Source organism: Pseudomonas sp. P1_C12, assembly GCF_056406435.1.
In genome coordinates this window covers 495,934-520,282 of sequence record NZ_JBFUAE010000002.1, presented here as the reverse complement: position 1 = coordinate 520,282, position 24,349 = coordinate 495,934, and the positions used below count along the sequence as shown (strand labels likewise).

Annotated in this window: 26 protein-coding genes and 1 rRNA gene; 16 read left to right on the top strand and 11 right to left on the bottom strand. The window is 59.5% G+C overall.

Features of this window, described 5'->3' with window-relative positions:
• Positions 1-78: 78 nt before the first annotated feature.
• From rrf to AC1D19_RS05345, 4 genes are all read left to right on the top strand, one after another.
• Positions 79-194, top strand: a 5S ribosomal RNA gene (gene rrf, locus AC1D19_RS05360).
• A gap of 197 nt (positions 195-391) precedes the next feature.
• The gene (locus AC1D19_RS05355; protein ID WP_477762606.1) at positions 392-583 is read left to right on the top strand and encodes a YegP family protein; all 192 of its coding nucleotides are present in this window, start codon (positions 392-394) and stop codon (positions 581-583) included.
• Positions 584-717: 134 nt separating this feature from the next.
• Entirely contained in the window at positions 718-1,641 is a 924-nt protein-coding gene (locus AC1D19_RS05350) for a LysR family transcriptional regulator (protein WP_477762605.1), read from the top strand.
• Between the two features lie 60 nt (positions 1,642-1,701).
• The gene (locus tag AC1D19_RS05345; protein WP_477762604.1) at positions 1,702-2,064 is read left to right on the top strand and encodes a 5-carboxymethyl-2-hydroxymuconate Delta-isomerase; all 363 of its coding nucleotides are present in this window, start codon (positions 1,702-1,704) and stop codon (positions 2,062-2,064) included.
• 3 nt (positions 2,065-2,067) lie between these two features.
• On the opposite strand, the gene AC1D19_RS05340 is transcribed toward AC1D19_RS05345, so the two are convergent.
• The 3 genes from AC1D19_RS05340 to AC1D19_RS05330 form a co-directional block, all read right to left on the bottom strand.
• Positions 2,068-3,006 (bottom strand): LysR family transcriptional regulator, encoded by a 939-nt coding sequence (locus tag AC1D19_RS05340; protein ID WP_477762603.1) that lies wholly within the window; start codon positions 3,004-3,006, stop codon positions 2,068-2,070.
• 114 nt (positions 3,007-3,120) lie between these two features.
• Complete coding sequence (locus tag AC1D19_RS05335) at positions 3,121-4,038, bottom strand: DMT family transporter (protein WP_477762602.1); 918 nt, start codon at positions 4,036-4,038, stop codon at positions 3,121-3,123.
• 13 nt (positions 4,039-4,051) lie between these two features.
• The gene (locus tag AC1D19_RS05330) at positions 4,052-5,236 is read right to left on the bottom strand and encodes a cyanate transporter (protein WP_477762601.1); all 1,185 of its coding nucleotides are present in this window, start codon (positions 5,234-5,236) and stop codon (positions 4,052-4,054) included.
• Between the two features lie 472 nt (positions 5,237-5,708).
• Here AC1D19_RS05330 and AC1D19_RS05325 point away from each other — a divergent pair, with 472 nt between their 5' ends.
• The 6 genes from AC1D19_RS05325 to AC1D19_RS05300 all read left to right on the top strand — a co-directional run bounded on the left by AC1D19_RS05325 (position 5,709) and on the right by AC1D19_RS05300 (position 12,250).
• Positions 5,709-7,091, top strand: coding sequence for a glutamine synthetase family protein (locus AC1D19_RS05325; protein WP_477762600.1), 1,383 nt, complete (start codon positions 5,709-5,711; stop codon positions 7,089-7,091).
• A gap of 187 nt (positions 7,092-7,278) precedes the next feature.
• Positions 7,279-8,928: a phosphoethanolamine transferase gene (locus tag AC1D19_RS05320; protein ID WP_477762599.1), complete on the top strand. Its 1,650-nt coding sequence runs from the start codon at positions 7,279-7,281 to the stop codon at positions 8,926-8,928.
• 72 nt (positions 8,929-9,000) lie between these two features.
• Positions 9,001-9,651, top strand: coding sequence for a class I SAM-dependent methyltransferase (locus AC1D19_RS05315; protein WP_477756350.1), 651 nt, complete (start codon positions 9,001-9,003; stop codon positions 9,649-9,651).
• Between the two features lie 123 nt (positions 9,652-9,774).
• On the top strand, positions 9,775-10,908 hold the full coding sequence (rnd, locus tag AC1D19_RS05310) for a ribonuclease D (protein ID WP_477760743.1): 1,134 nt from the start codon (positions 9,775-9,777) through the stop codon (positions 10,906-10,908).
• Complete coding sequence (locus AC1D19_RS05305; RefSeq protein ID WP_477760744.1) at positions 10,905-11,198, top strand: YcgL domain-containing protein; 294 nt, start codon at positions 10,905-10,907, stop codon at positions 11,196-11,198. The genes rnd and AC1D19_RS05305 overlap by 4 nt, the downstream gene beginning before the upstream one ends.
• A gap of 119 nt (positions 11,199-11,317) precedes the next feature.
• Positions 11,318-12,250, top strand: a complete 933-nt coding sequence (locus tag AC1D19_RS05300) for a D-2-hydroxyacid dehydrogenase (RefSeq protein ID WP_477762598.1) — start codon at positions 11,318-11,320, stop codon at positions 12,248-12,250.
• Between the two features lie 91 nt (positions 12,251-12,341).
• Here AC1D19_RS05300 and AC1D19_RS05295 read toward each other — a convergent pair whose 3' ends face one another.
• Positions 12,342-12,935 carry a nitroreductase family protein gene (locus AC1D19_RS05295; RefSeq protein ID WP_007984791.1) on the bottom strand — a complete coding sequence of 198 codons (594 nt, stop codon included), beginning with the start codon at positions 12,933-12,935 and terminating at the stop codon, positions 12,342-12,344.
• A gap of 164 nt (positions 12,936-13,099) precedes the next feature.
• On the opposite strand from AC1D19_RS05295, the gene AC1D19_RS05290 reads away from it, so the two are divergent.
• Complete coding sequence (locus tag AC1D19_RS05290; RefSeq protein WP_108218518.1) at positions 13,100-13,549, top strand: YcgN family cysteine cluster protein; 450 nt, start codon at positions 13,100-13,102, stop codon at positions 13,547-13,549.
• 35 nt (positions 13,550-13,584) lie between these two features.
• A complete protein-coding gene (locus tag AC1D19_RS05285; RefSeq protein ID WP_477762597.1) occupies positions 13,585-14,814 on the top strand; it encodes a hypothetical protein in 1,230 nt (409 codons plus the stop codon).
• Positions 14,815-14,926: 112 nt separating this feature from the next.
• On the opposite strand, the gene AC1D19_RS05280 is transcribed toward AC1D19_RS05285, so the two are convergent.
• From AC1D19_RS05280 to AC1D19_RS05265, 4 genes are all read right to left on the bottom strand, one after another.
• Positions 14,927-15,304, bottom strand: a complete 378-nt coding sequence (locus tag AC1D19_RS05280) for a YgaP family membrane protein (RefSeq protein ID WP_015096372.1) — start codon at positions 15,302-15,304, stop codon at positions 14,927-14,929.
• A 79-nt stretch (positions 15,305-15,383) separates the two neighbouring features.
• Positions 15,384-15,854 (bottom strand): RNA methyltransferase, encoded by a 471-nt coding sequence (locus AC1D19_RS05275; protein ID WP_007993783.1) that lies wholly within the window; start codon positions 15,852-15,854, stop codon positions 15,384-15,386.
• 193 nt (positions 15,855-16,047) lie between these two features.
• Positions 16,048-16,419 carry a YajD family HNH nuclease gene (locus AC1D19_RS05270; protein ID WP_007898702.1) on the bottom strand — a complete coding sequence of 124 codons (372 nt, stop codon included), beginning with the start codon at positions 16,417-16,419 and terminating at the stop codon, positions 16,048-16,050.
• Positions 16,420-16,468: 49 nt separating this feature from the next.
• Positions 16,469-17,155 carry a spermidine synthase gene (locus AC1D19_RS05265; RefSeq protein WP_007898703.1) on the bottom strand — a complete coding sequence of 229 codons (687 nt, stop codon included), beginning with the start codon at positions 17,153-17,155 and terminating at the stop codon, positions 16,469-16,471.
• 95 nt (positions 17,156-17,250) lie between these two features.
• On the opposite strand from AC1D19_RS05265, the gene AC1D19_RS05260 reads away from it, so the two are divergent.
• Complete coding sequence (locus AC1D19_RS05260; protein WP_477762596.1) at positions 17,251-17,541, top strand: hypothetical protein; 291 nt, start codon at positions 17,251-17,253, stop codon at positions 17,539-17,541.
• On the opposite strand, the gene AC1D19_RS05255 is transcribed toward AC1D19_RS05260, so the two are convergent.
• The gene (locus tag AC1D19_RS05255; protein ID WP_477762595.1) at positions 17,538-18,011 is read right to left on the bottom strand and encodes a cyclic nucleotide-binding domain-containing protein; all 474 of its coding nucleotides are present in this window, start codon (positions 18,009-18,011) and stop codon (positions 17,538-17,540) included. The two genes, AC1D19_RS05260 and AC1D19_RS05255, sit on opposite strands and share 4 nt — an antisense overlap.
• 124 nt (positions 18,012-18,135) lie before the next feature.
• Entirely contained in the window at positions 18,136-20,190 is a 2,055-nt protein-coding gene (locus AC1D19_RS05250) for a S9 family peptidase (RefSeq protein WP_477762594.1), read from the bottom strand.
• 133 nt (positions 20,191-20,323) lie between these two features.
• Between AC1D19_RS05250 and AC1D19_RS05245 the strand changes: the two genes are divergently transcribed.
• Genes AC1D19_RS05245 through AC1D19_RS05235 form a run of 3 tightly spaced genes read left to right on the top strand, consistent with a single transcriptional unit; the run spans position 20,324 to position 22,188 of the window.
• A complete protein-coding gene (locus AC1D19_RS05245) occupies positions 20,324-20,821 on the top strand; it encodes an MFS transporter (RefSeq protein ID WP_477760658.1) in 498 nt (165 codons plus the stop codon).
• A 32-nt stretch (positions 20,822-20,853) separates the two neighbouring features.
• Positions 20,854-21,630, top strand: coding sequence for a class II glutamine amidotransferase (locus AC1D19_RS05240; protein ID WP_477762593.1), 777 nt, complete (start codon positions 20,854-20,856; stop codon positions 21,628-21,630).
• A 15-nt stretch (positions 21,631-21,645) separates the two neighbouring features.
• Positions 21,646-22,188, top strand: coding sequence for a DUF2937 family protein (locus AC1D19_RS05235; protein WP_477762592.1), 543 nt, complete (start codon positions 21,646-21,648; stop codon positions 22,186-22,188).
• A 44-nt stretch (positions 22,189-22,232) separates the two neighbouring features.
• On the opposite strand, the gene AC1D19_RS05230 is transcribed toward AC1D19_RS05235, so the two are convergent.
• Positions 22,233-24,344, bottom strand: a complete 2,112-nt coding sequence (locus AC1D19_RS05230; RefSeq protein ID WP_477762591.1) for a TonB-dependent receptor — start codon at positions 24,342-24,344, stop codon at positions 22,233-22,235.
• Between the last annotated feature and the right edge of the window lie 5 nt (positions 24,345-24,349).

The window sequence follows — 24,349 nt, the reverse complement described above, 5'->3', positions numbered from 1 at the left end:
CTCGCAAAACACCGAAAGCTATCACCTACCCAATTTGCTGAAGCGAGGCCATCTGGTCACGACTCAGTACCCGAATTTCTTGACGACCATAGAGCATTGGAACCACCTGATCCCATCCCGAACTCAGCAGTGAAACGATGCATCGCCGATGGTAGTGTGGGGTTTCCCCATGTGAGAGTAGGTCATCGTCAAGATTAAATTCCAAAACCCCTATCTGCGTATGCAGGTAGGGGTTTTGTTTTTGTCCGCGGGAAAAATTGCACACGGTTATTCAGGGGTGCCAGTGCGAAATATCCCCTGACATTGAAAGTAATCGCCCTGGAAACTCCTCCTTTACTCTGGTTTCGCAGACCACTGATCTGCAGTCACCAGCAATCGCAAGGAGCGAGCAATGTATTTTGAGATTTACAGGCAAATCCGCGGCACCGTCCTGACTGGCAAGGGCCAATGGCGTTGGCGGTTGAGGGCTGGCAATCATGAAACGATTGCCAGCGGGGAGGCTTACGTCAACAAGGCTGATTGCCTGCATGCAATCAGTTTGATCAAGGGGACCTGCGACCAGACCCCGATCAAGGAAATGTAGTTTGAGGATGATGAAGTTGCTCGTTCAGGGCAGCTTCGTTTCAACCCGCGTCAGGCTGTTGGACCTGAGTCGGATAGACGGCAGTCGCGCCAGCTACCTAAACTGTCAGCAGATTTGGAGATCGGGGGCAGTGGATGAATCGCAACGAACTACGCAAGGCGGATATCAACCTGATGGTGGTATTCGAAACACTGATGCTCGAGCGTAATGTCACTCGGGTGGCGGAGAAGCTGTTTCTCGGTCAGCCGACCATCAGTTCGGCGCTCAACCGCTTGCGTGCAATGTTCAATGATCCGCTGTTCATACGCGTCGGCCATCGCATGGAACCGACAGCGCGGGCAGAGGAGATCATCAAGCATCTGTCGCCGGCGCTGGACTCCTTGTCCGTGGCCTTGAGTCTGACCCATGATTTCGATCCGGCCAGCAGTACGATGACGTTCCGCATCGGTCTGTCCGACGATGTCGAGTTTGGCCTGTTGCCGCCATTGCTGCGAGTCTTGCGCCAGGAAGCGCCCAACGTGGTGTTTGTGGTGCAGCATGTCGATTACTGGCGAATTCCCGACTTGCTGGCGTCTGGTGATATCACGGTGGGTATCAGCCAGACCCGTGGCTTGCCGGCCAATGCCAAGCGCAAGTTGCTGCGGCACATCCATCCCAGCATATTGCGCGCCGATGCCTCCGACACACCGCTGACCCTCGATGAATATTGCGCGCGACCACACGTGCTGGTGTCCCATACCGCCAACGTCAGTGGCTATGCCGACGAGTGGCTGGCAGATATCGGTCGCACGCGCCAGGTAGTGCTCTCGGTACCGCAATACAGTGCGTTGCCAGCCTTGCTCGCCGGGACGGACCTGATTGCCAGTCTGCCGGATTACACCGCCGAGGCGATGGCTGCATCGGGAATGCTGTTCAAGGAGCCCTTTCCGATCAAGACGCCGACTCTGGACCTGTCCATGGTCTGGCTCAGTCATGTCGATACCGACCCTGCCGAGCGCTGGTTACGCTCGCGCCTGGAAGCGTTCATGAGTGAACGTGCCGTTTTGCCACTGCCCTAATGAACAGGGCGACGCTGTGTTATATGTACGACCTGCCCAACTACTTACAGGATCTGACTCATGCCTCACCTGCACATGGAATACACCGCCAACCTGACTGATCTGAATGCCGATGTGGCATTGATGCGGTTGAACAATACGCTGGTGGGTTCCGGTCAGTTTGCCGAATTCGACATCAAGAGCCGCGCGGTCAAGGTCGATACGTTCAGGGTCGGTACGGTACTGGCCGAGCGGGCGTTCGTGCATGTGAAACTGGCGCTGTTGAGTGGTCGTTCCGCAGAGATCAAGAAGCAACTGTCTGAAAGCCTGCTGGCGGTGGTGCAGGAGCTTTGTGAGTGGCCGACTGGCGTTGAAGTCCAGCTGTGCGTGGAGACTCTTGACATCGATCGCGATTCCTACAGCAAGACCGCCATCAGCAACTGAATATCAGGCCGTTGCCTGCTCGACGCCGGCCTGGATCACCTGCGCTCGTAGCCAGGTGTTGGCGCTGTCCTGATCCGCGTCCTGGCTCCACTGCATGTCGAGGGTGAAACCCGGCAAGCCTTCGGGTGCTTCACAGTGATTGAAAGTGTCTGTGTTGGCCAGAAGTTGCTGGATGCGCCGGGGCAGGGTCAGGGCATAGTCGGTGCCGGTAATCAGTTTCAGCGCTGCACTGTAGCTGTTGGCGCGTGCGACGATCTGGCGCTGTTGTCCTTGCTGCGCAAGCCAGCCGTCGACCATGTTGGTGGCGGACGTCCAGGGTGTCGGGAACACGTGTCGACGTTCGACATAGGTTTGCAGACTCAAGCGCGGTTCCGCCGGCGTGGCGCGTTTGTCGAAAACACACACCAGATCGTCTTCGAGCAGCGTCCGGGATTTGAAGTCGATGTGACTGCGATGAAAGTGCGGGCCGAAGCACATCACCAGGTCGAGGCTGCCTTCGCGCAACGCTTCGGCAGGGATATCGGCTTCGAGTTTGAACACATTGACCATCACTGGAAGATCGGCGAGGTCGAAGCGTTTCAGCAGGCGCGGCAGGATCAACTGTTCGAAATATTCCGGTGCGCAGATGTTGAAGGTCACGGGTTTCAGCCCGGGGTCGAACGTGGGTGGGCCGGCGTGACACAGGTTGATGCTTTCCAGGACTTTCAGCACGTGAGGGTACATCGTGCCGGCCTTGCAGGTGGGCTGCATGCCACCGGTGCGGGTATTGATGAACAATTCGTCCCCGAAACAGGTGCGCAGTTTTTTCAGGCAGTAACTCACCGTGGACTGGCTGACGCAAAGCGTCTCGGATACGCCGGTGACGCTGTTTTGCTCGTACACGGCGACGAACACCATGAGGTCCTGCATGTCGAGTTTTCTAAGCGAATTACTGTTCAGCATCCATTGCGTCTCGCTGCGTCCCTTGCACTGACCGTGCGCAAGGATGAGCGAAAGATCCTAGCGGAATGAGCGAGCAGGGAGAATGCCTTGCAGGACGTTTCGCCCAGGCCCGTGTCAGCCCTGGACCATCGCCGACACGGCGCGGCGGCTGGACATCAACAGCGCGAACATGCCGAGGCCGACCAGCACCGCGCCGGCCATTTCCAGCGGCAGCGGCGTCTGGCGCCCCCACAGCCAGTGAAACAGGGTGATGAACAGCGTACTCAGGTAGATGTAGGAAATCACCGAGGACGGCGCGATCACGCCGATGGCCCGATGCAGCAGCCAAAACGTCGCCAGGGTGGCGAATACCGCCAGGTACATCAGCCAATAGAAATCGTTGAGCGTCAGTAATGATGCCGAGCGCCAACCGCCACTGAATCCACAGAACACCAGCAGAAACAGCGCACCGAACAGCATGTTCCAGAACGTCATGGGCACCGGCCCACGCCCCTTGAGGCTGTTGGCTTTCAGGCGCTGGCTGAGAGGGGCGTAGAGTGCCATCGCCAGGCAACCGACGCCGTACACCGTCAATGCATACGGCGATGGCAATTCGTCGGGGCCGGTGCCTTTCATTATCAGCAAAACCGCCCCGGCAGCGGCGAGCAGCATCGGCACAATCCGTTGTTTCAGGCTGCCGTCAGGTGTCAGCACGGCTTCGAAACCCAGGGTCATCAGCGGCACCAGCGTAAACATCGTCCCGGTATTGACGGCCGAGGTGTAGCGCAATGCTTCGAACAGCGAGCCGAAGTACAGCGCCAGCAGCAGGCCGAGCACCGCGTGACCGAGCAGCCCACGAGCGGTCATGATCGCATCGCCTTTTAACAGCAACAGCGGCAGAAACACCAAGGCACAAAACAGCAGGCGCAAACCGGTCAGCAGGATCGGGTCGATGGCCTGGCTGACTTGCGCCGCCGCGGAAAACGACGCGGCGATCAACAAGGCCCAAAGCAGCATGCTGGCGTGAGCGGCGGCGAAACCGATGGTTTTCATGGCAGGCTCCGGATCAATGGATGTGGCGGGTGTAGTGTCTTGGGTTGAAGCGAAAAACCATCAACATCATCAGTGCCATGACCGCTGTCAGCGACCACCAGGCCCATTCAAAGCTGCCGAGCCGGTCGCGGATGATCCCCGCCAGCAGCGGCGACAGGCCGGCGATCAAGTAGCCAATGCCTTGAACGAAGGCGGTCAGGCCACCAGCGCGCAAGGGATTGTCCAGGTGATCCAGCGATACGATCAGGCTCATCGGGAACAGGCCGCCAATGCCCAGCCCCAGCAGGCATGGCCACATCAAGCTCAAATGTTGTGGGCTCAGAATCAATCCGCAGAAACCGGCGATGATCAGTACAAGCAATACCATCAGCACGACACGGCGGTCGCGGCTGCGATTGGCGATGACGGGCGTCAGCAGGCCCGACAGCACTTCCATGGCGGTCAGAAATCCGAGCAGCAATCCGGCGTGCTGCTCGCTCCAGCCCTTTTCCACGTAGTACGGCGCCAGCCAGGCCAGGACACAGGTGTAGGACGCAGTGCCCAGGCCAAAGAAGATCGCGAGTAACCACGCGCGGGAATTGGCGAAGAACGAACCATTACTGGAAGCCTTTGAATCCCGTGTCGGCATCTCCGCCCGTTGGGTACCCCAGAGCAGCAATGCCAGCACGGCGAGAATCGCCCAGATCGCCAGGCCCATACGCCAGCTGCCGGTACGTTCCATCACCAGTGGCGCAAAGGAAGCACCCATGGCGGCACCGCCCATGATCGACGTGACGTAGAGTCCCATACACAGGGCGACATTGTCGCTGAAGCGGGATTTGATCAGCGCTGGCATCAGCGCCTGGATCAGGGCTATCCCGATACCTGCCAGTACCGCGCTGAGAAGCAGCTCCGCAGCTGAATCAAGGAGCAACCGCGAAAGCGTGGCCACGCCGATGATCAGCAACGAGAACACCACCGTGCGCTGGTCGCCGAATCGCTGGCTGACGTGCAGGCCGACAAACATCGCCAGTCCCATGGCCGTCACTGGCAACATGGTCAGCAGTGAAGCCTGGCTGAAGCTCAGCGCAATGTCGTCGCGAATCGCCGAGAGCAGAGGCCCTACCGCGGCCATGGAAGGGCGCAGGTTCAGGGCAACCAGGACAATGCTGAACATGAACCAGAGGGCAGGGCGGGAAGTGGCTCGGGTGTTTTCCATGATCGGACCTTGAACAGTAGGGTTCCGATTAGGCGCGCGAGGCCTGGAGGCGGCAAATCAGAAATTCCGACGAAGTATTTAGAAATTAAATATAAGTCGCAGCCAAATGTTTAGTCAGGCCTTATCCAAGGTTCTTCAAATCCCGATTTAACGACTCAACCCATCGTGTGACGCTGCGGGTCATCTGTTTTCTGCGGTTCTCTCTATGGACGGTTGGCCAGTCGTAATCCACTTCAAGGCATCCATCGACGCTCGAGCGTCGAGCCTTCTTCGTCGATTCACGCCCGCCACTGCGCCAAACCTCTCTGCACTTCCTTCTGAACTGGCCTTCTGGGCGCTGTGGCATTGCCGCCATGCGCGCCCGCCGGATTCCTGCTTTTTCCGCTGATTGTTCCTACCTATTCCGCTTGATGCCGGGATTAAAGTGCGGGTGCTTTTGCGTACCCGTCTGACACGGAAAAAGAGAATTCCCATGAGTTGTGCCACGACCTCGTTTGCCACCAGGCTTGAAGCCCAGACATTTCTGGAGCAGAACCCGGACATTGAAATGTTCGAACTGTTCATCCTCGACAACAACGGAGTACCGCGGGGCAAGCTGCTGCATCGTGACGAGTTGCTGGCGGTGTATGAAAGCGGACGGCCATTGCCGAGCACCATCCTCGGCCTGACCATCAATGGCGATGACGTGGAGAACTCCGGGCTGGTCTGGGATGTGGGTGATATCGACTGCCGGGCCTACCCGATCAGCGGCAGTCTCACGCGCATGCCGTGGCGTCTGATACCGACGGCGGCCGTGCAGGTCAGCATGCATCCGACGGAGGGAATGCCCGCCACTATTGCCGATCCTCGTCATTTACTGGCGAAAGTCGTCGAAGGTTTACAGGCTGACGGCTATTACCCGGTCATGGCAGCGGAACTGGAGTTCTACCTGCTGGATCAGCAACGCGACAGCAATGGCCGGCCACAACCGGCACGGGATGTCGATGGCGGGCGTCCGCGCGGCACTCAGGTCTATGGTTTGCGCGAGCTTGAGCAGATCGAACCGTTCCTGGCCGATCTCTATAACGCCTGCAAGCTCCAGGGGATTCCAGCGCGCACGGCCATTTCCGAATACGCGCCGGGGCAAGTGGAAATCACCCTCGAACATCGCACCGACGCGCTACAGGCGATGGATGAAGCGGTGCGCTACAAGCGTCTGGTCAAGGGGGTGGCGCACAAGCACGGCATGACAGCCTGTTTCATGGCCAAGCCTTTCGATGACCTGGCCGGCACCGGGATGCACATGCACGTGAGCCTGGCGGACAAGGATGGCAACAACCTTTTCGCCAGCGAAGCCCCGGATGGAACGCCACTGCTCAAGCAGGCCGTCGCAGGCATGCTCAGTACCTTGCTCGATTCGCTCTTGCTGTTCTGCCCCAACGCCAACTCCTACCGTCGATTCCAGGCCAACAGCTATGCGCCACTGGCGGCCACCTGGGGCGTGGACAATCGCACCGTGAGTTTGCGCGTACCGGGCGGGCCGGCATATTCCCGGCACATCGAACATAGGATCTGTGGCGCAGATGCCAATCCTTATCTGGCGGCTGCGGCGATTCTGGCCGGTATTCATCGCGGTATCCGCGAACAACTCGACCCTGGTGCGCCGGTGGAAGGCAACGGCTACGCCCAGGCTGCGAGACTGTTGCCGACAGACTGGCTGACCACCTTGCGATCGCTGGAAGGTTCGAGTTGGGCCAAAGAAGCCTTCGGCGGGGAATTCCTCAGTGTCTACCTGGCGGTGAAACGCGCCGAATATCGCCAATTCATGGGGGAGGTCGGTGAGCAGGACTGGCGCTGGTATTTGCATCAGGCTTGAGTCGAAGCTGTACCGGAGCTGAACCATTCTCAAATAGTCTGGAAGTATCAGGCTGGTTTATAAGCCAACTGATTGTTGGCTTCTTTTTCACGAAAAATTGATGGTTGGCTATCTAAAATTAGAGCTGTCTCGGTAAATGAAATTTTCACATTTGCCGAAGACACTTTTTCAGGACCCGCCGAATCTCATGCTTAAGATTAAAGCCGTGCGCCCCGAATGGGTGACACTGATTGCCAGCGCATTTTTGTTAGTTGGCTTCAATTTTGTACTCTGGCAGCACCTGTTCGAAATCACCGCATCCGACGGCAAAGGCATCGTCATGCGTGTGGCCTTTGGGGTGATGATCTTCGCGGCCTTCAACATTGTGCTGACCCTGCTGGCATTCCGGCCGGTGCTCAAGCCGGTCCTGACCCTGCTGTTCATGATCAGTGCGGGTGTGGCGTATTTCATGAGCCAGTATGGTGTTCTGATCGACACCGGCATGTTGCGTAACTTCGCTGAGACCAATGCTACGGAAGTGCGCGACTTACTGTCGCCAAAGTTGTTTGTTTTTATTGTGCTGCTCGGTGTTTTACCGTCTTGGCTGTTGTGGAAGACACCGGTTAATTATCGTCGCTGGCACCGTGAACTACTCAGTAAAGTTTTGGTGACTTTTGCCTCGGCAGCGGTCATTGGTGGTGTTGCACTGGTTAACTATCAAGGTCTGTCTTCGCTGTTTCGCAATCACCACGAGTTGCGCCTGATGGTGGTGCCAAGCAACTACATTGGTGCCTCGGCTGGTTTCTTGCGCGAGAAAGTAGCAACTGCACGGCAACCCTTTGTCAAAATCGGTGAAGATGCCCAGCGCAATCCGGCCTGGCAGACGCATGGGCGTAAATCCCTGACGGTTCTTGTCGTGGGTGAAAGTGCCCGGGCGGAGAACTTCGGCATCCTTGGCTATAGCCGTGACACCACGCCGAAACTGAGTAAGGAAGACGGCCTGATCGCCTTCACCGATGTGCATTCCTGCGGGACTGAAACCGCCGTATCGGTGCCTTGCATGTTCTCCAATATGGGGCGCAAGGACTACAACGCCAGCAAGGCAAAGAACGAAGAAGGCCTGCTGGATGTGCTCAAGCATGCGGGTCTCGACGTGATCTGGCGTGACAACCAGTCAGGCTGCAAAGGTACGTGCGATCGCGTCACCATTCAGGACGTCAGCAATCTGAAAGATCCGGCGCTGTGCGCCAACAGTGAATGCCGCGATGAAATCCTGCTGCAGGGTCTGCAACATTTCATCGATACCTTGGACAAGGACACAGTATTGGTATTGCACCAGATGGGTAGCCACGGTCCGGAGTACTTCAAGCGTTATCCGAAAGAGTTCGAGCGCTTCACCCCGGTTTGCGAGAGTAATGCCCTGAACAATTGCAGTCGCGAAAGTATCGTCAACGGCTACGACAACACCCTGGTATATACCGACCATGTACTGTCGACCTTGATCGATCTGTTGCGCAGTAACCAGGACAAAGTGGATACCGCGATGCTGTATCTGTCGGACCACGGCGAGTCCCTGGGTGAATACAACTTGTTCCTCCACGGCACGCCTTACATGCTGGCACCCGAGCAGCAAAAGCATGTAGCCATGTTTGCGTGGTTCTCCGACAGCTATAAAAAGTCGTTTGCGGTAGATACCCGTTGCCTGCAACAGAATCGTGAAAAGCCCCTGAGCCAGGACAACTTGTTCCATTCGATGCTTGGCCTGCTGGAAGTCAACAGCAAGGTCTACAACCAGGATCTGGACATGTTTGCCGGATGTCGTGGTCCAGTGGTCAACGGTGTGTTGGCCAAAGATTGAGTGCACAGGTTTTGTTTCACACGGCGGCCGCTGACTTGCGGCCTGTAGAACTTTCATCAAGAGCCATTGCACATGTCCGCTCAGCCTCCATCCGCCATCGAGCTTGAGATTGCCCGGCGCTACGACCAGGAGCACGCGCGCGTCTGCCTTCAGCCGCAAGCGCCGGGTCTGGCCGGGCGTCTGGCGCTCTGGCGTGAGGAGCGTCTGGTGCGCAATGCGCTCAAGGTCGCCGGCGAGCCGGGCCTGATCCTGGATGTGGCCTGCGGTGTGGGGCGTTTCTGGTCGGTGCTGGCCGAGCATGCGAATCGGGTAATTCTCGCGACAGATCCATCTCAAGACATCCTTGATCACGCCCGCACCCATCACCCTCAGAGTTTGTTGAAGCGGATCAAGACCTTTCAAAGCTCGGCGTTCTCGATTGGCTTGTCGGAGAACGCGGTTGACTGCATTTTTTGCATGCAACTGTTTCAGCACCTCACCAACCCGGAACATCGTCTGGCGATGCTGGGCGAGTTTTACCGGGTCAGTCGCGATACGGTGATTGTCGCAGTGCGCCTCGACGGTCTTTTCAAGGCCGCGCGCTCGGGTGTGGAAGGGCCGTTACCGAGCAAGACCGAGGTGGAAAGCGAGTTCAGGCAGGCGGGTTTCCGGTTGCTCAGCCATCAGGACTTTTTTCCGGGTTGCGCGCGGATGCGGATCTACGTGCTGGGTAAGACCAGCTAGCCCGACGTTGTCGGACTATTCTGTATGTCACGCAGTAATTTTCGCTAACGCTCTTGTTCAGTGGATGCGCGGAAATCGCCGGGGGCGATATATACTGCGCGCCATTCTTCAAGGGAGAGCCGTGTGGCCATCGATATTCACTGGATTCGCGACAACGATAGCCTCGGACGGTTGTGTGCCGAGTGGCAGCAGTTGCCATTCGTTGCCCTCGACACCGAATTCATGCGGGTCGACACCTTCTACCCGATCGCCGGCCTGCTGCAGGTCGGCGATGGCGAACGCGCCTACCTGATTGATCCACTGACCATCGATAACTGGCAACCACTGGCCGCGCTGCTGGAAAACCCGGCCGTGGTCAAAGTTGTCCACGCGTGCAGCGAAGACCTCGAAGTCTTGCTACGCCTGACCGGCAGCCTGCCGGCGCCACTGTTCGATACGCAGTTGGCTGCCGCTTACCAGAACCTCGGTTTTTCCATGGGTTATTCGCGGCTGGTGCAGGAAGTGCTCGGCATCGACTTGCCCAAGGGTGAAACCCGTTCCGACTGGTTGCAACGTCCGCTTTCCGAAACACAGATCAGCTATGCCGCCGAAGATGCCGTGCACCTGGCTGAAGTCTTCGTAAAGCTGCGGCCAAAGCTGTCTGACGAGAAGTACGCCTGGGTCCTGGAAGACGGCGCCGAACTGGTGGCCAACCTGCGCCGCGAGATCGATCCGTACGAGGTCTATCGCGATGCCAAGCTGGCCTGGAAGCTGTCTCGCGCCCAACTCGCCGTTTTGCGTGAGCTCTGCGCCTGGCGCGAAAAGGAAGCCCGCGCGCGTGACCTGCCGCGCAACCGGATTATCCGCGAGCATTCGTTGTGGCCGCTGGCGCGTACGCAACCGGATAACCTCGGTGCCTTGGCGAAAATCGAAGACATGCACCCGCGTACCGTGCGTCAGGACGGCGAGTTTCTGCTTGATCTGATCAAGCGCTCTGGCAGTGTGTCGCCTGATCAATGGCCACCAGCCGTGCCTGAGCCATTGCCGGTGGACGCTGCCGTGCTACTCAAACAGATGAAAGCCATCGGCCAGGCCGAAGCCGAGCGCCTGAACATTGCGCCGGAACTGATGCTGCGCAAGAAAACCCTGGAAGCGCTGCTCAAGAGCGGCTTTCCCAATGGTCCCTACCAATTGCCTGATTCGCTGCGTGGCTGGCGCCGCGAATTGATGGGCCAGGCGCTGCTCGACAGCCTGGCCACCGCCGGAGAACAGCCTTGAAACGTATTTGTTCCATCTACCGCAGCTCGAAGAAAAACGAAATGTACCTGTATGTGCTCAAGAGCGATGCTCTGGAACGTGTGCCGGATCCCCTGATGGCAGCCTTCGGCAAGGCCATCCACGCGTTCGATCTGGTGCTGAGCCCCGAGCGCAAACTGTCGCGCGAGGACATCACGGTCGTGCTGGAAAACCTCGACAAACAGGGTTATCACCTGCAAATGCCGCCTGCCGAAGACGAGTACATCGAGCACTTGCCGGAAGAATTGTTGCGTCGCAACGATCCGGTGTGAGCGGCAGACAGGCTCTGTTCAGAGTGGTTATGAAACACTGATTGATTTTTGCGATGGCAGCATCGACGGAGCACCGCTCTGTCGGCGGCCGTCTGTACCGTTTTTGAAAGGTTTGAAGCATGCGCGTCCTGATTGCTGAACACGACCACCCCGTGTACGCCCAACTGTTACGCGAGGCGGCACCGGACCTGGAGGTGCTGACCAGCGGTGATTCCGCCGAACTGGCCAGCCAGGCCGCCGATTGTCCGGTGTGGCTCGGCCAGCCAGATTTGCTGGCGACCCTGTTACGCCAGGGCCATCAACCGCAATGGCTGCAATCGACCTGGGCCGGCATCACGCCGCTGCTGGCCGATGGCTTGCCGCGGCACTATCGGCTGACCCGTGCCGTCGGCATCTTCGGACAGGTCATGGCCGAGTATGTGCTCACGTATATGCTCGGTCACGAACGTGAAGTGCTGGCGCGACTGGTCAGCCAGGTCGAGCGCAAGTGGGACAGCCGCCATGGCCAGAGCCTGGCGGGGCGCAAGGTGTTGATCGTCGGCACGGGTGATATCGGTCAAAGTGTCGCGCAGTTCCTCGTGCCGTTCGGCGTCGAGTTGTATGGCGTTGCCAGCAGCGCGCGGGAACAGGCGCCGTTTATCGAAGTCGGATCAATGGCGGATTTGCCGCGGCTGGTCGGTGAAGTCGATTACGTGGTCAATCTTTTGCCGAACACGCCGGACACCCACGATATCTACGACGCGACGCTGTTCAAGCAATTCAAGCCGACCGGGTTGTTCATCAACGCCGGGCGCGGTGTGGCGGTGGTCGATGCGGATCTGGTGGATGCCTTGAAGGAAGGGCATCTGGCGGGTGCGGTGATCGACGTGTGCCGTCAGGAGCCGTTACCCCAGCGTCATCCATTCTGGACAGCCTGGGGCCTGCTGCTGACCGGCCACAGCTCGGCACCGACTTCGCCTTCGATGATGGTGAAGCTGTTTGTCGAGAACCTGCGGGCGTATCAGGCGGGAGAGGCGTTGCGCGGGGAAGTGGATTTCGATCGCGGGTATTGAGGCGCAGCGAAAAAAGATCGCAGCCTGCGGCAGCTCCTACAGGATTATGTGAACTCCTGTAGGAGCTGCCGCAGGCTGCGATCTTTTGCTGTTAGAGGGTGAAATCACCTTCAGCCGCCAACTCGCTCAATGGACGACGCGGGCTGGGTTCTTCACGGGCTTGCAGGTAATCCGCCAGGCTTGCCTTGTCCCCAAGCTTGCCCACCGCGACGGCGGCGTGCAGGGCGTAGCCTTCAGGAATGTTCAGCTCCTTGCGGGTCAGTTCCTGGTCGAAACCGGCCATGCCGTGGGTGTGCCAACCGCTCAGGCTCGCTTGCAAGGCCAGGTGACCCCAGGCGGAACCGGTGTCGAAGGTGTGCCACAGGGCCGGGGTTTCTTCGGTGGCGCCAGGCACGGCGAAGGTGGTTTTCGAGATCACGATCACCAGGGCCGAAGCATGTTGCGCCCAGCTGCGGTTGAATTCGTTCAGCAGGCCCAGGTAGCGCTCCCAGTTCGGCGTGTCGCGACGTGCGTATAGGAAGCGCCAGGGTTGCGAGTTGTAGGCCGAGGGTGCCCAGCGGGCGGCTTCGAAGAAGCTCAGCAGGGTTTCCTCTGGAATCGTTTCGCCAGTGAAGGCGCGGGGCGACCAGCGATCGGTGAACTGAGGGTGAATGGCGTAATCGGCAACGCGTGGGTTGGCACTCATCAAGAGATTCCTTGCTACGTTTGAAAGTGGGAGCGACGCAAAACCCTACTTGGCAGCGCAAAATCTGACAAGCCCGTTCTACCGACAGTCGCCAATGCTTGGCCCGCGGGCTTTCGGGCACTAGACTGGCTGCCTTTTCACCACCTGATGTCGATGCTCGAACCATGGCCGCCAAAGTAGAACCGTTCTGGATACGCAAAACCCTTGATCAACTCGATCGGGAGGAATGGGAGTCGCTGTGCGACGGCTGTGGATTGTGCTGCCTGCAAAAGCTTGAAGACGAAGACGACAACAGCGTTTATTACACGCGCATCGCCTGCAAATTGCTGGACCTGAAAACCTGCCAGTGCACGGACTATCCCAACCGTCGTGACTCTGTGCCGGACTGTATCCAGCTCACGCCGGGCAAGGCCGACGAATTCAAATGGCTGCCGCCGACCTGTGGCTATCGCCTGGTCAGCGAAGGCAAGGACCTTCCATTGTGGCATCACCTGGTGTGCGGTGATCGCGATGCTGTGCATCACGAGCGGATTTCCCAGTCCGGGCGCATGCTCGCCGAAGGCAGCGTGCCGGAAGATGATTGGGAAGATCACCTGATTTTCCGCGCGGGCTGACGGCCGAACGTATAACGTTTCACGAAGGAGTGTGTATGGCTGTGGGATGGCGGCAGGCGTGGGTCGTTGGACTACTGGTCGTGAATTCACCCGTATGGGCAGCGAACAAAGTCAATCTGGATTATCACGTACACCTGTTGCCCCAGAGCGATCAGGCCGAAGTGCGCCTGACGCTCGCCCAGGGTTCGGCGGTGCGCAGCCTGGATTTCGACCTCGGCGACGGCAGCCACTACAGCGATTTCAAGGCCGACGGCCAATGGCAACTGACCCCTGGCAAAGCGGCGCGCGGTATCTGGCGTCCGACTGCCGACAAGGCCAGCCTGATTTACCGTGTGAATATCAGCCACGGGCGCAAGAGCGGCAGCTTCGACGCGCGCATGACGCCAAACTGGGTGTTGATGCGGGGCGACGATCTGGTGCCGGCTGCCAGACTCGATCAACAGGATGACATCGAACTGGTTTCACGCCTTGAATTCGAGCTGCCCGGTGACTGGAAAAGCGTTGAAACCGCGTGGCCACGGATTGGCCAGAACAAATTCCGTATCGATAATCCTTCCCGACTGTTCGACCGGCCCACGGGCTGGATGCTCGCCGGCCAGCTTGGCAGCCGCCGTACTCGTCTGGGCGAGACCGAAGTCACCGTCACCTCGCCGCTGGGGCAGGGTATGCGCCGTATGGATGTACTGACCTTGCTGAGCTTCGTCTGGCCGCAAGTGCAGGCGCTGTACCCGCGACACCCTGGCAAACTGCTGATCGTCGGGGCCAATGATCCGATGTGGCGTGGCAGCCAGTCGGCGCACGAGTCGATCTATCTGAACAGTCACCTGCCGTTGGTCAGCGAGAGCGGCTCCAGTGCGCTGGTCCGTGAGTTGGCCCAGATGTTCGGGCGGATCAACGGCACCCAGCGCAGTGACTGGATCAGCGAAGGCTTTGCCGAGTATTACGCCATCGAACTGATGCGCCGGGCCGGCGGCATGAGCGATGAACGCTACGAGAGCGTGCACGGCAGACTGGTCAAGAGCAGCCAGAAAGTCACCACGCTGCGCGGTGAACAGATCAGCCCGGCGCAGGTGACCAGGGCAGTGGTGTTGCTGCAGGAACTGGATCGCGAGATTCGCCTGAAAACCCACAACAAGCGGTCGCTGGACGACGTGTTGCGCGGGGCGATGCAGCTGGGGAATATCGATACCCAGGCGTTTGTTCAGCTCAGCGAGAGCGTGATTGGTGGCTCTTCAAAAGTACTAAGTACCGAGTTGATCCAGTAACTCCGCGTTCGCTGGCAAGCCAGCTCCTACATCGGTTTTGTGAATGGTACAGTTCAAATGTAGGAGCTGGCTTGCCAGCGAAGGGGCCGGTTGCCTCAGTGAAACTCCCGGATCAAACCCCGGCTTTCGGCGATTTCAGCGAATCATTGCCGGTAACGGTCGCGGTTTTGGTCGCCGCCTCGGCATTGGCCTTCAACTGGCTCAGTTCTTCACCCGCCCGCTGGATTTTCGCCCGCACGTTGTTCATGTCCTGACGGCTTTTCTCCAGCAGGCTTTTCGCCGAACTGTGGCCGGTAATGCCGCGCGCCAGGGCCACGCCGCCGATGGCCACCTGGATCAGGCCAAAGATCCCGCCACGCCGCAGGCCCTTGCCCACCATCACCACGCCGCCGGCCAGGGAGCCGATGCGTTCCCAGCCCTGCACGTTTTGCTCGGAGGGGCTCTGGAACGGGGTGGATTCGATACGCTCGACGCGTTTGAGTTCGCTCATGGTCTGTCTCCAGGCTTGGGTGATCGATAGTCAAGCTGACAGCCAGGGCGGGCAGCTCGTTCAATCGGATGTGCGGCGATTAGCGGAATTTTGGCCCGGAGCGGGTATTGAGCCCCTTGGACATGCGGTCGTAGAGCACGACGTTGACTGTGGCGGCCAGGTTCATGCAACCGGTGGTCGGAATGTAGACCACGTCTTCGCACCAGTCGCGAATCTCTTTATCCAGCGATCCGTCTTCCGGGCCGAAGATGTAGAGCGCGCGATCCGGGTGGGTGTATTCCGGCAACGGGCGAGCGCCTTCGACCAGTTCCACGGCGACCGGCACACAGTTGAGCGGCAGGATTTTCTTCAGGTCGTCGATGCCGATCAGTGGGATATCGTAGTGCACGCGCTTGGTATCGGTGACGAAGTCGGCGGCGCGCTCATAGCGCTTGCCGGTGTAGAACACCGACGCCACGCCATAACAGCCAGCGGCGCGCATCACCGAACCGACGTTCTCCGGTGATTTGGGGTTATACAAACCAATGCAGCTGTACCGTTTGTCTGCCACGAGCGGGGTGCCTTTCGGGAAAAAAGCGCGATTATACGGGGATTGGGGCAGGGGTGTTCGGTTTGAGATTGGTGGTTCCTGAACCATGGCTATCGCGAGCAGGCTCACTCCTACAGTTGATCTGGGGCGTTCACAAAATCAACTGTAGGAGTGAGCCTGCTCGCGATGAGGCCGGTTCAGGCACTGAAGATCTTTAATCTTCTTTTTTCATCAACCCCGCCAACGCCGCAAACGGATTGTGCGTGGCCTTGGCGATTTTCGGCGTGCTGAGGGAGCCTTCGTCGAAATACTGCTGGTCGGTATAACGCGAGTGTTCGTTATCGTGGCAGTACAGGCACAACAACTCCCAGTTCGAGCCGTCCTGCGGGTTGTTGTCGTGGTTGTGGTCGCGGTGGTGCACCGTCAGTTCGCTCAGGCGCTTGCCGGAGAACTCACGGGCGCAGCGGCCGCAGACGTGCGGATACATCTTCAGGGCCTTGTCGCGGTAGCCCATTTCCTTGTCGCGCTGGTTGTCGGCGAGGATGCGATCCAGCTTCGAAGTGTTGGTCGGGGTGGACGAACTCATGGGTTCACCTTTGTAAAATGACTAATGACGGTATTAAGCGAAGTTTAGCTCAGCCCTTGAGCTTCTCGGCAATCCAGATGGTGTGGCGGGTGCCCTTGTTGCCATGGGCGAAGACCTGCACTTCCTCGGCCTTGAAACCGGCTTTCTTCAGTTTGTCGGAAAATTGCCGGTCAGCGCTGGCCGACCAGACGGCCAGCACACCTTTTGGCCTCAGGGCCTTGGCGCAGGCACTGAGGCCACCGGCGGAGTACAGCCAGCTGTTGGCTTTCTGGGTCAGGCCTTCGGGGCCGTTGTCGACGTCGAGCATGATCGCATCGAAACCCTGGGGTTCGGCTTGCAGGACTTTGGCCACGTCTTCCATGCGAATCACCGTCCGCGGGTCGAGCAGCGGATTGCCAGCCTTCTCGCCCAGCGGTCCACGATTCCACTCAACGACACCGGGAACCAGTTCGGCGACCACCACTTCGGCAGTCTTGCCCAAGTGCTTGAGCGCCGAAGCGAGGGTGAAGCCCATGCCCAGGCCGCCGATGAGCACCCGTGAATTCGGTCGACCGGCGACTTTGCGACACGGGATTTCGGCCAGAGCATCTTCGGAGCCATGCATGCGCGTATTCATCAATTGCCCGCCATCGCCCCCCTGGATCTTGATGACAAAATCCTCGCCGTATTCGAACAGGCACAGGGCACCGCCGTTTTCAGGAATGGGGGTGGTGTCCAGCAGAACGAAACGTTTCATGGGGCTCACTTGAAGAAAATTGGCAGAACACGGGAGGGCAAACAGACGCAGTTCGGAGTAGCCTGTTTATGACGACAAGGTCAACGGAGCCATTGATGAAGCGCACCATTCTAACGGTCATTGCCCTGGCCGCGCTCTCGATAACTGCAGTGCAGGCTCAACAGCTGCAATCGATTCCCGTCAGCCCCGCGCCGATGCCCGGTTCGCCCGGCACCGCGACGCCCACGCCATACCCGCAAATCAGCCCGGCGCCTTTGCCTAAAGTCGGCCCCGGCAGTAGCGGTCCGCCGTTGGTGCCGATTGAAATGCCGAGCCCGCCGACCAAGGACCAGCCGATACCGGGCCTGGAGCCCAATCCGCCGAAAGCCAAATCGCCGGGCGGCTAGACCTGCTGTGAAAGCAGTTGGCCGTCGGCCATGCGCAGGCGTTTGGACAGGGAAACGGCGAGGGCGCGGATGATCTTGGCGGCGATTTTCGGTGCGTCGTTGAGCATCTTTTCCAGCGAGTCCTTGCCCAGGTTGAGCAACTGGCAGTTGCTTGCGGCCACGCAACTGGCCGAGCGCCGTTCGCCGTCGAGCACGGCCATTTCGCCGAACGAGCGGCCGCTGCGCAACGTGGCGATGGTGACGCGTTGCCCGCCGGCGGTGGTTTTCTGCACTGCCACCTGACCGGTGTGGATGATGCACATGAAGCTGCCGGCATCGCCCTCCTGGAAGATCTCCTCGCCCTGGGCAATGGTGCTGATACTGAAGTAGCCCGAAGCCGCGACGAAGTCCGCCGGCAGCAGTTGATTGAACAGGCCGCAATCCATCAGCCAGTCGCGAATTTCGTTGTTCAGAAAGGTTGGTTCTGACATGTCGTGCGGTCTTTTTTGTTGTCTGGTTCGGTTCCGGATATGAATTCACCGCACACCCTGTAGGAGCTGTGTTGTGTCGGCTTCCTGTGTTCGGAACTATGACCCGCACACCCAGCCAAGTTCCTCAGGCAATGCCCAAAACCTTGAACAAAAATGCATATTCGAGTGCTACGTCACGCAATCCCTGATATCGACCGCTCATCCCGCCATGCCCGGCACCCAGTTCAGTCTTGAGCAGCAGGGGATTGCTGTCGGTCTTGGTCGCGCGCAATTTCGCCACCCACTTGGCTGCTTCCCAATACTGCACACGGCTGTCGTTGTAACCGGCGATCACCAGAGTCGCCGGATAAGCTTGTGCGGTGACGTTTTCGTACGGGGCGTAGGCCTTGATCCGATCATGGACGGCCGGCTCTTCAGGGTTGCCCCACTCGTCGTATTCCGTGACGGTCAATGGCAGGTCAGGGTCGAGCATGGTGTTGAGTACGTCGACGAACGGCACTTCGGCGATGGCGGCGCCAAACAGCTCCGGCCGTTGATTGAGCACCGCGCCGATCAGCAAGCCACCGGCGCTGCCGCCGCTGATCGCCAACTGCGGTGCAGTGGTGAAGCCCTGGGCGATCAGGTGTTCGGCGCAGGCGATAAAGTCGCTGAAGGTGTTGTGCTTGTGCTCCTGCTTGCCGGCGCGATACCAGGCTTCCCCCAGTTCGCCACCGCCACGCACGTGGGCAATGGCAAACGCCATGCCGCGATCCAGCAGGCTCAGGCGCGCGTGGGAAAACCACGGGTCGAGGCTTTCGCCATAGGCGCCATAGCCGTAGAGGTACAGCGGCACGGGTTTGCCGAGGTCTGCGCGCTTGATCACCAGGCTGATGGGCACTTGCGTACCGTCCGGTGCAGTGGCCCACAGGCGCTGGCTGACGTAGGCATCGGCATCGAACGGGCCGAGCACCGGAGTTTGCTTGAGCACTTTCTGCTCGCCAGAGGCCAGGTCCAGTTGGCGGATTTGCGCCGGACGGTTCAACGCTTCGTAGCGCAGGCGAATCCGCTCGCTTTCGAACTCCAGGCTGTTTTGCACGTGCAGGCTGTAGGCCGCATCCGGCAGTTGCACGCGATAGGGCGCCAGGCCTTGCGGGTGAACCTCAATGACCGGCAAGCCGCCGACCCGCAGGCTGAGGGTCATGGCCCCGGTGTTCAGGCTGATGCCGTCGATCATCACCGTGTCACTGTGGGGGATCAGGTTCTGCCAGTCGGCTTCGGTGGGCGCGGCACCGGTATCTACAGCGGTGTACAAAGCGAAATTGATGCCGTCACGGTTGCTGCGAATGAACCAGGTCCATTGACCGTCGAGTACGCCGTGGTCGACGTCGTACTCATGCTCCTCGACCCGTGGCGCGATGCAGGTAAAGGCTTGCTGCGGCTGGTTGGCGTCGAGGACCCAGGCTTCGCTGGTGGTCTTGCTGCCCACGGACAGCAGCAATTGCTGCTCGGAGCTTGAACGGTAGCAATGCATGAAGAAGCGCCCGTCCGGCTCATGGAACACTTCTTCGGCCGCCGTGCCGTCCAGTCGATAGCGATACAGCTTGTGCGGACGATGGGTGTCATCCAGTTCGCCAAAGAACAGCGTCAGGCTGTCGTTGGCCCAGGTCATGCTGCCGTCGCAGTCCTGGAATTCCAGTTCACTGACACGGCCGTCGGACAATTCCTTCACGAACAGCGTGTAAATCTCCTCGCCACTGGAGTCGATGCTGTAGGCCAGGCGCTGGTGATCCGGGCTGATGCTGAACGCCCCGAGCGAAAAGAAGCCGCCATTGGCCAGTTCGTTCGGGTCCAGCAGTAGTTGTTCGCGGCTTTCGTCGAGGGTCAGGCTGTCATCGGCCGGACGCGGGCAGCGGTAGTGCCGGGCGTACTCATCGCCCGCCGTGGTGCGGGTGTAATACAGATACGGTCCCCACGGCGAGGGCAGGGACAGATCGGTCTCGAGAATCCGCCCCTTGATCTCTTCGAACAGGGTTTCACGCAGCCCGGCCTGGTCGGCGGTTTGCGCTTCCTGATAGCTGTTTTCGGCCTTGAGGTAGTCGAGCACTGCTTCGGTGTCGCGCTCTTGCAGCCAGGCATACGGGTCGGAGCCATCAGCCATGTGGGCAATCGGAGCGTCGTGAATGTTGGCGGATAGGGGCATGAAGGGCTCTCGAACAGTGTACGGAATAGGGGCTTGGCAACCTGTGGGAGCGGGCCGCGCCCAACAGTCAGGCATTGATGCAGCCTGACAGGCGAAAAGCCGTTATCATAAGCGCCTCTTTGCCTGCCTTGCCATGGACACCATGACCGAGAACGACTATCTGATCGCTTGGGGCCTCTACGCCTTCGCCGCTTTGGGCTGCCTGTTGGTGTGGATGCGCTTGACCCGCTGGATGTGGCGCTGGCTGCGTGAGCCGCTACGGCTGGCCATGGCCGTGCTGCTGTTCAGCCCGACCATCATCGACCCGGTCAAGGATAAAGTCGCACCGGCCGTCGCCATTACCGCCCTCGACCTGCTGTTCAAGGTCGGCAACAACGCCTGGCGGGCGATTTCCGATCTGTTCATGTACGGCATGATCGCGTTCGGCCTCTATCTGGTGCTGGTGGCGATCCGTTTCCCTATCGAGCGCGCCTCCAACGCCCGCAAGGAACAGGCTGCCGCGGCCAAAGCCGCCGTGCGCGCCGAAGAACCCGAAGATGATCAACCGTTCGGCGGTGCCGGCGATGATCGTTACGGTCGTCCACCGGTGCCGAGCAATCCTCAGCGGATGCGAGTCGAACCCCGTCTGTAACCTTGCCCCTGCGATTGAGCGAGAGTCCGAGCATGTGTGAGTTATTGGGCATGAGCGCCAATGTCCCGACCGATATCGTGTTCAGCTTCACCGGGCTGATGCAGCGCGGCGGACGCACCGGCCCGCACCGCGATGGCTGGGGCATTGCCTTCTATGAAGGCCGTGGGCTGCGACTGTTCCAGGATCCGGCAGCAAGCTGCGAGTCGGAAGTCGCGAACCTGGTGCAGCGCTATCCGATCAAGAGCGAAGTGGTGATCGGGCACATCCGCCAGGCCAACGTCGGCAAGGTCTGTCTGTCCAACACGCATCCGTTCGTCCGTGAGCTGTGGGGGCGCAACTGGTGTTTCGCCCATAACGGCCAGTTGACGGATTTTCAGCCAGTGGCCAGTTTCTACCGCCCCGTGGGTGATACCGATAGCGAAGCGGCGTTCTGCGATTTGCTCAACCGTGTGCGTGCGGCGTTCCCCGAGCCGGTCGAGGTCGAAGCGTTGCTGCCGGATCTGGTGGCCGCTTGCGCCGAATACCGCAGCAAAGGCGTATTCAACTGCCTGCTCAGCGATGGCGATTGGTTGTTCTGCTATTGCTCGACCAAACTGGCGCAAATCACCCGTCGCGCACCGTTTGGCCCGGCGCGCTTGAAAGATGTCGACGTGATCGTCGACTTTCAGGCCGAAACCACGCCGAACGATGTGGTTACCGTCATCGCCACCGAACCCCTGACCGAAAACGAAACCTGGACCCGCTACGAACCGGGTCAATGGAGCTTGTGGCGGCGCGGCGAATGCGTCAGCCAGGGCCAGACCGAATAAGGATTCAATCCCCCCATGTTGCTCAGTTATCTACGGCTGGTGTTGTTTGCGGCGGGCCTGTTGATCGGTGTCCAGGTTCCGGGCTTCATTAGTGATTACGCCAAGCGGGTCGAGGCGCATCTGATCGAGGCGCAGACCGGGTTGAGCGGGTTCCAGAACACCGCGAATCAGTTCTTCAAGGGCGATATGCAGGCACTGGTGGCCCATTACCGCGTCAGCGAAGACCCGATCTTCCGCAGCGATGCCGACAGCCTGAGTAACCTGTTGACCCGCCAACTGGCGCTGGACAAGCAATTCCAGGCGATGCAGGGCCCGTGGTACATCCGCTTCCTGCAAGTGGTGCTGGCTGCCGATCCAGACATTCGCAAGGAAACCTGGAATGGCTACAGCTACCAGATCCTGTTGACGCCCGAGGCGATGGTCTGGGGCATGAGCGGCGCGTTGCTGCTGTCGTTCGGGATCGAGTGCCTGTTCCGTCTGATCGACTGGGTGGTGCTGGGCGGCAAGCGTCTGCGCCAGAGCCGGCCGATCGAAGAGCGGGATTTGCGCGGTTTGTAACACCGTCGAACGTCAAGGAGCCGGCAAGCCGGCTCCTTGCTGGATTACCAATCAATCGAATAGGTCATGCTCAAGGTACGGCCTTCGGCGTTGGGGAATGGCGCTCTGGCGTTGGCCTGGGCGAACAGGTTGACGTACGTGCGGTTGGTCAGGTTGTACACCCCACCTTCCAGGCGACCGACCGGCAAGTACACGGAGCCGAGCAGGTCCACCAGCGTATAGCCATCGATGTCGCGCCCGTTGTTGTCCTTGGCGGCAGCGTCGTAACTGGACAGGTGCATGCCTTGCAGGCGCAGGGTGTAGTCGTCTTCGGCGTAGCCGACGAACAGCGTGGTTTTGGCCGGTGAAATGCGTGTCGCCGGCAGATCGATCCATTTCCCGTTCTGCTCGGTCTCGCCTTTGGCCCAGGCATAGGTGCCACCTACCGACCAGTGATCGGTCGCGAGGTAGGTCAGGCTGTTTTCGATACCGCGAACCCGCTCCTTCTGGTTGATCAGACGCAAGACACGGTCATTGGCATCGTAGAACTGAGTCACGTCCGAGGTGTTTTCATAGACGGTGACGTCGGCCTGCCACCGGTCCCAGTCACCGCGCCAGCCCAGCTCGTAGCTGTCGACCTTGATGGCCTGGGCGTTGAGGCTCTGGATGTCGAAGGTGCTGTTCACGTCACGCAAGAAGCGCTGGATGTCCGGCAGCGAAAACCCCTGGCTGTAATTGGCGAAGACGTCCTGATGTTCACTCAGGTGATAGACCGCGCCCAGGTTATAGAGCGTCGCGTCGTATTTGAGGGTATCGCCGGGCAGGATGGCACGTACACCGGTCTGGACGATCTCGCCGTAAGCGATGCTGTCGGAGACTTCGCTTTCGATCCATTCGCGGCGCACACCGCCACGCAAGGTCCAGTCACCGATGTCCCAGGACATCTGCCCGAACAGCGCCTTGGTGGTGGTTTCGATATCCGGGCCCATCTCGTAAGTGGTGCCAGTCTTGGTGTAGGTCAGCCCTTTGACGGTGTATTGGTCACCGCGCTGGCGGGAGCGTTCGTGATCATAGTCGGCACCCCAGACCAGGTTGCCTGTGGCGCTGCCGATGGCCGGCAACGGCGTGTCGATGGCCGCACGCAGGCCGTAGACATCCTGCACGCTGTTGTTGTCGGCGATCCCGGCCTTGCCCCGCGACAGGTCCGGGAAGAACAGCGCGTCGGCCCGGCGCCAGTAGCTTTCCAGTTGCAGGCCCTGGCCGTAGAAGTCGTTGTCGGTGTAGTTGAGGTTGGCCGCCTGGTTATGGGTGTAGGGCTGGTCGTCGAGTTTCAGCCCTTTGACCGCCACGGCCTCTTGCAGGTTTTTCGGGTCTTTTGTGTAGCCAGTGTCCTGCTGGTCCTTGTAGTCCTGCAGCGACAGGCTGAGTTTTTTATCGGCATCCAGTTCGTAACCGAAACGACCTTGCAGGTCATAGGTGTCGGTGTCCATGTTGCTGCCCTGGGATGTGTCCTGAGGGATGCGATTGCCGTTGCCGTCGTACTGATCGTTGCGCTGGGTCAGGTCGGCGGACACGTACCAGTCCAGGGCATCCTTGCGCCCGGTCGCACTCTGAAAGGCCTCATAGGCGAACCCCTTGCTGTTGAGGTTGTTGCCGGTGGTCAGGCCCAGTTTGCTGCTGTAGGCGAGGTCCTGCCCCTGGTTGCGCTTGGTGATGATGTTGATGATGCCGCCCGAAGCACCGGCACCGTAAATGCTGCTGGCGCCGGAAACCACCTCGATGCGTTCGATACTGGCCGGTGCGATGCTGTTGAGCTGGCGGAAGTTGTCACGCGTGGCGTTCTGCGACACGCCGTCGATCAACACCAGCATGTTGCGCCCGCGCAGGGTCTGGCCGAAGTTGCTCATCCCGCCGCTGGACGGCGCCAGGCCGGGAACCAGTTGTCCCAGGATGTCGGAGACCCGACGCCCGGCGCCACTCTGTTGGCGGATCTGCTGTTCGTCGATTACCTGTACCGAGCCTGGAATCGAGGCAATGGTCGCTTCGCTGCGCGTCGCGGAAACGACGGTGGCCTGCATGTTCAATGTACCGGGTTGCTGGTCGGTGTCCTCGGCCCAGGTCTGGGCGCTGAAGGAGCCGAGTAGCGGAATCATCAAAGAAAGTTTGGTTCGGGTCATGAGTT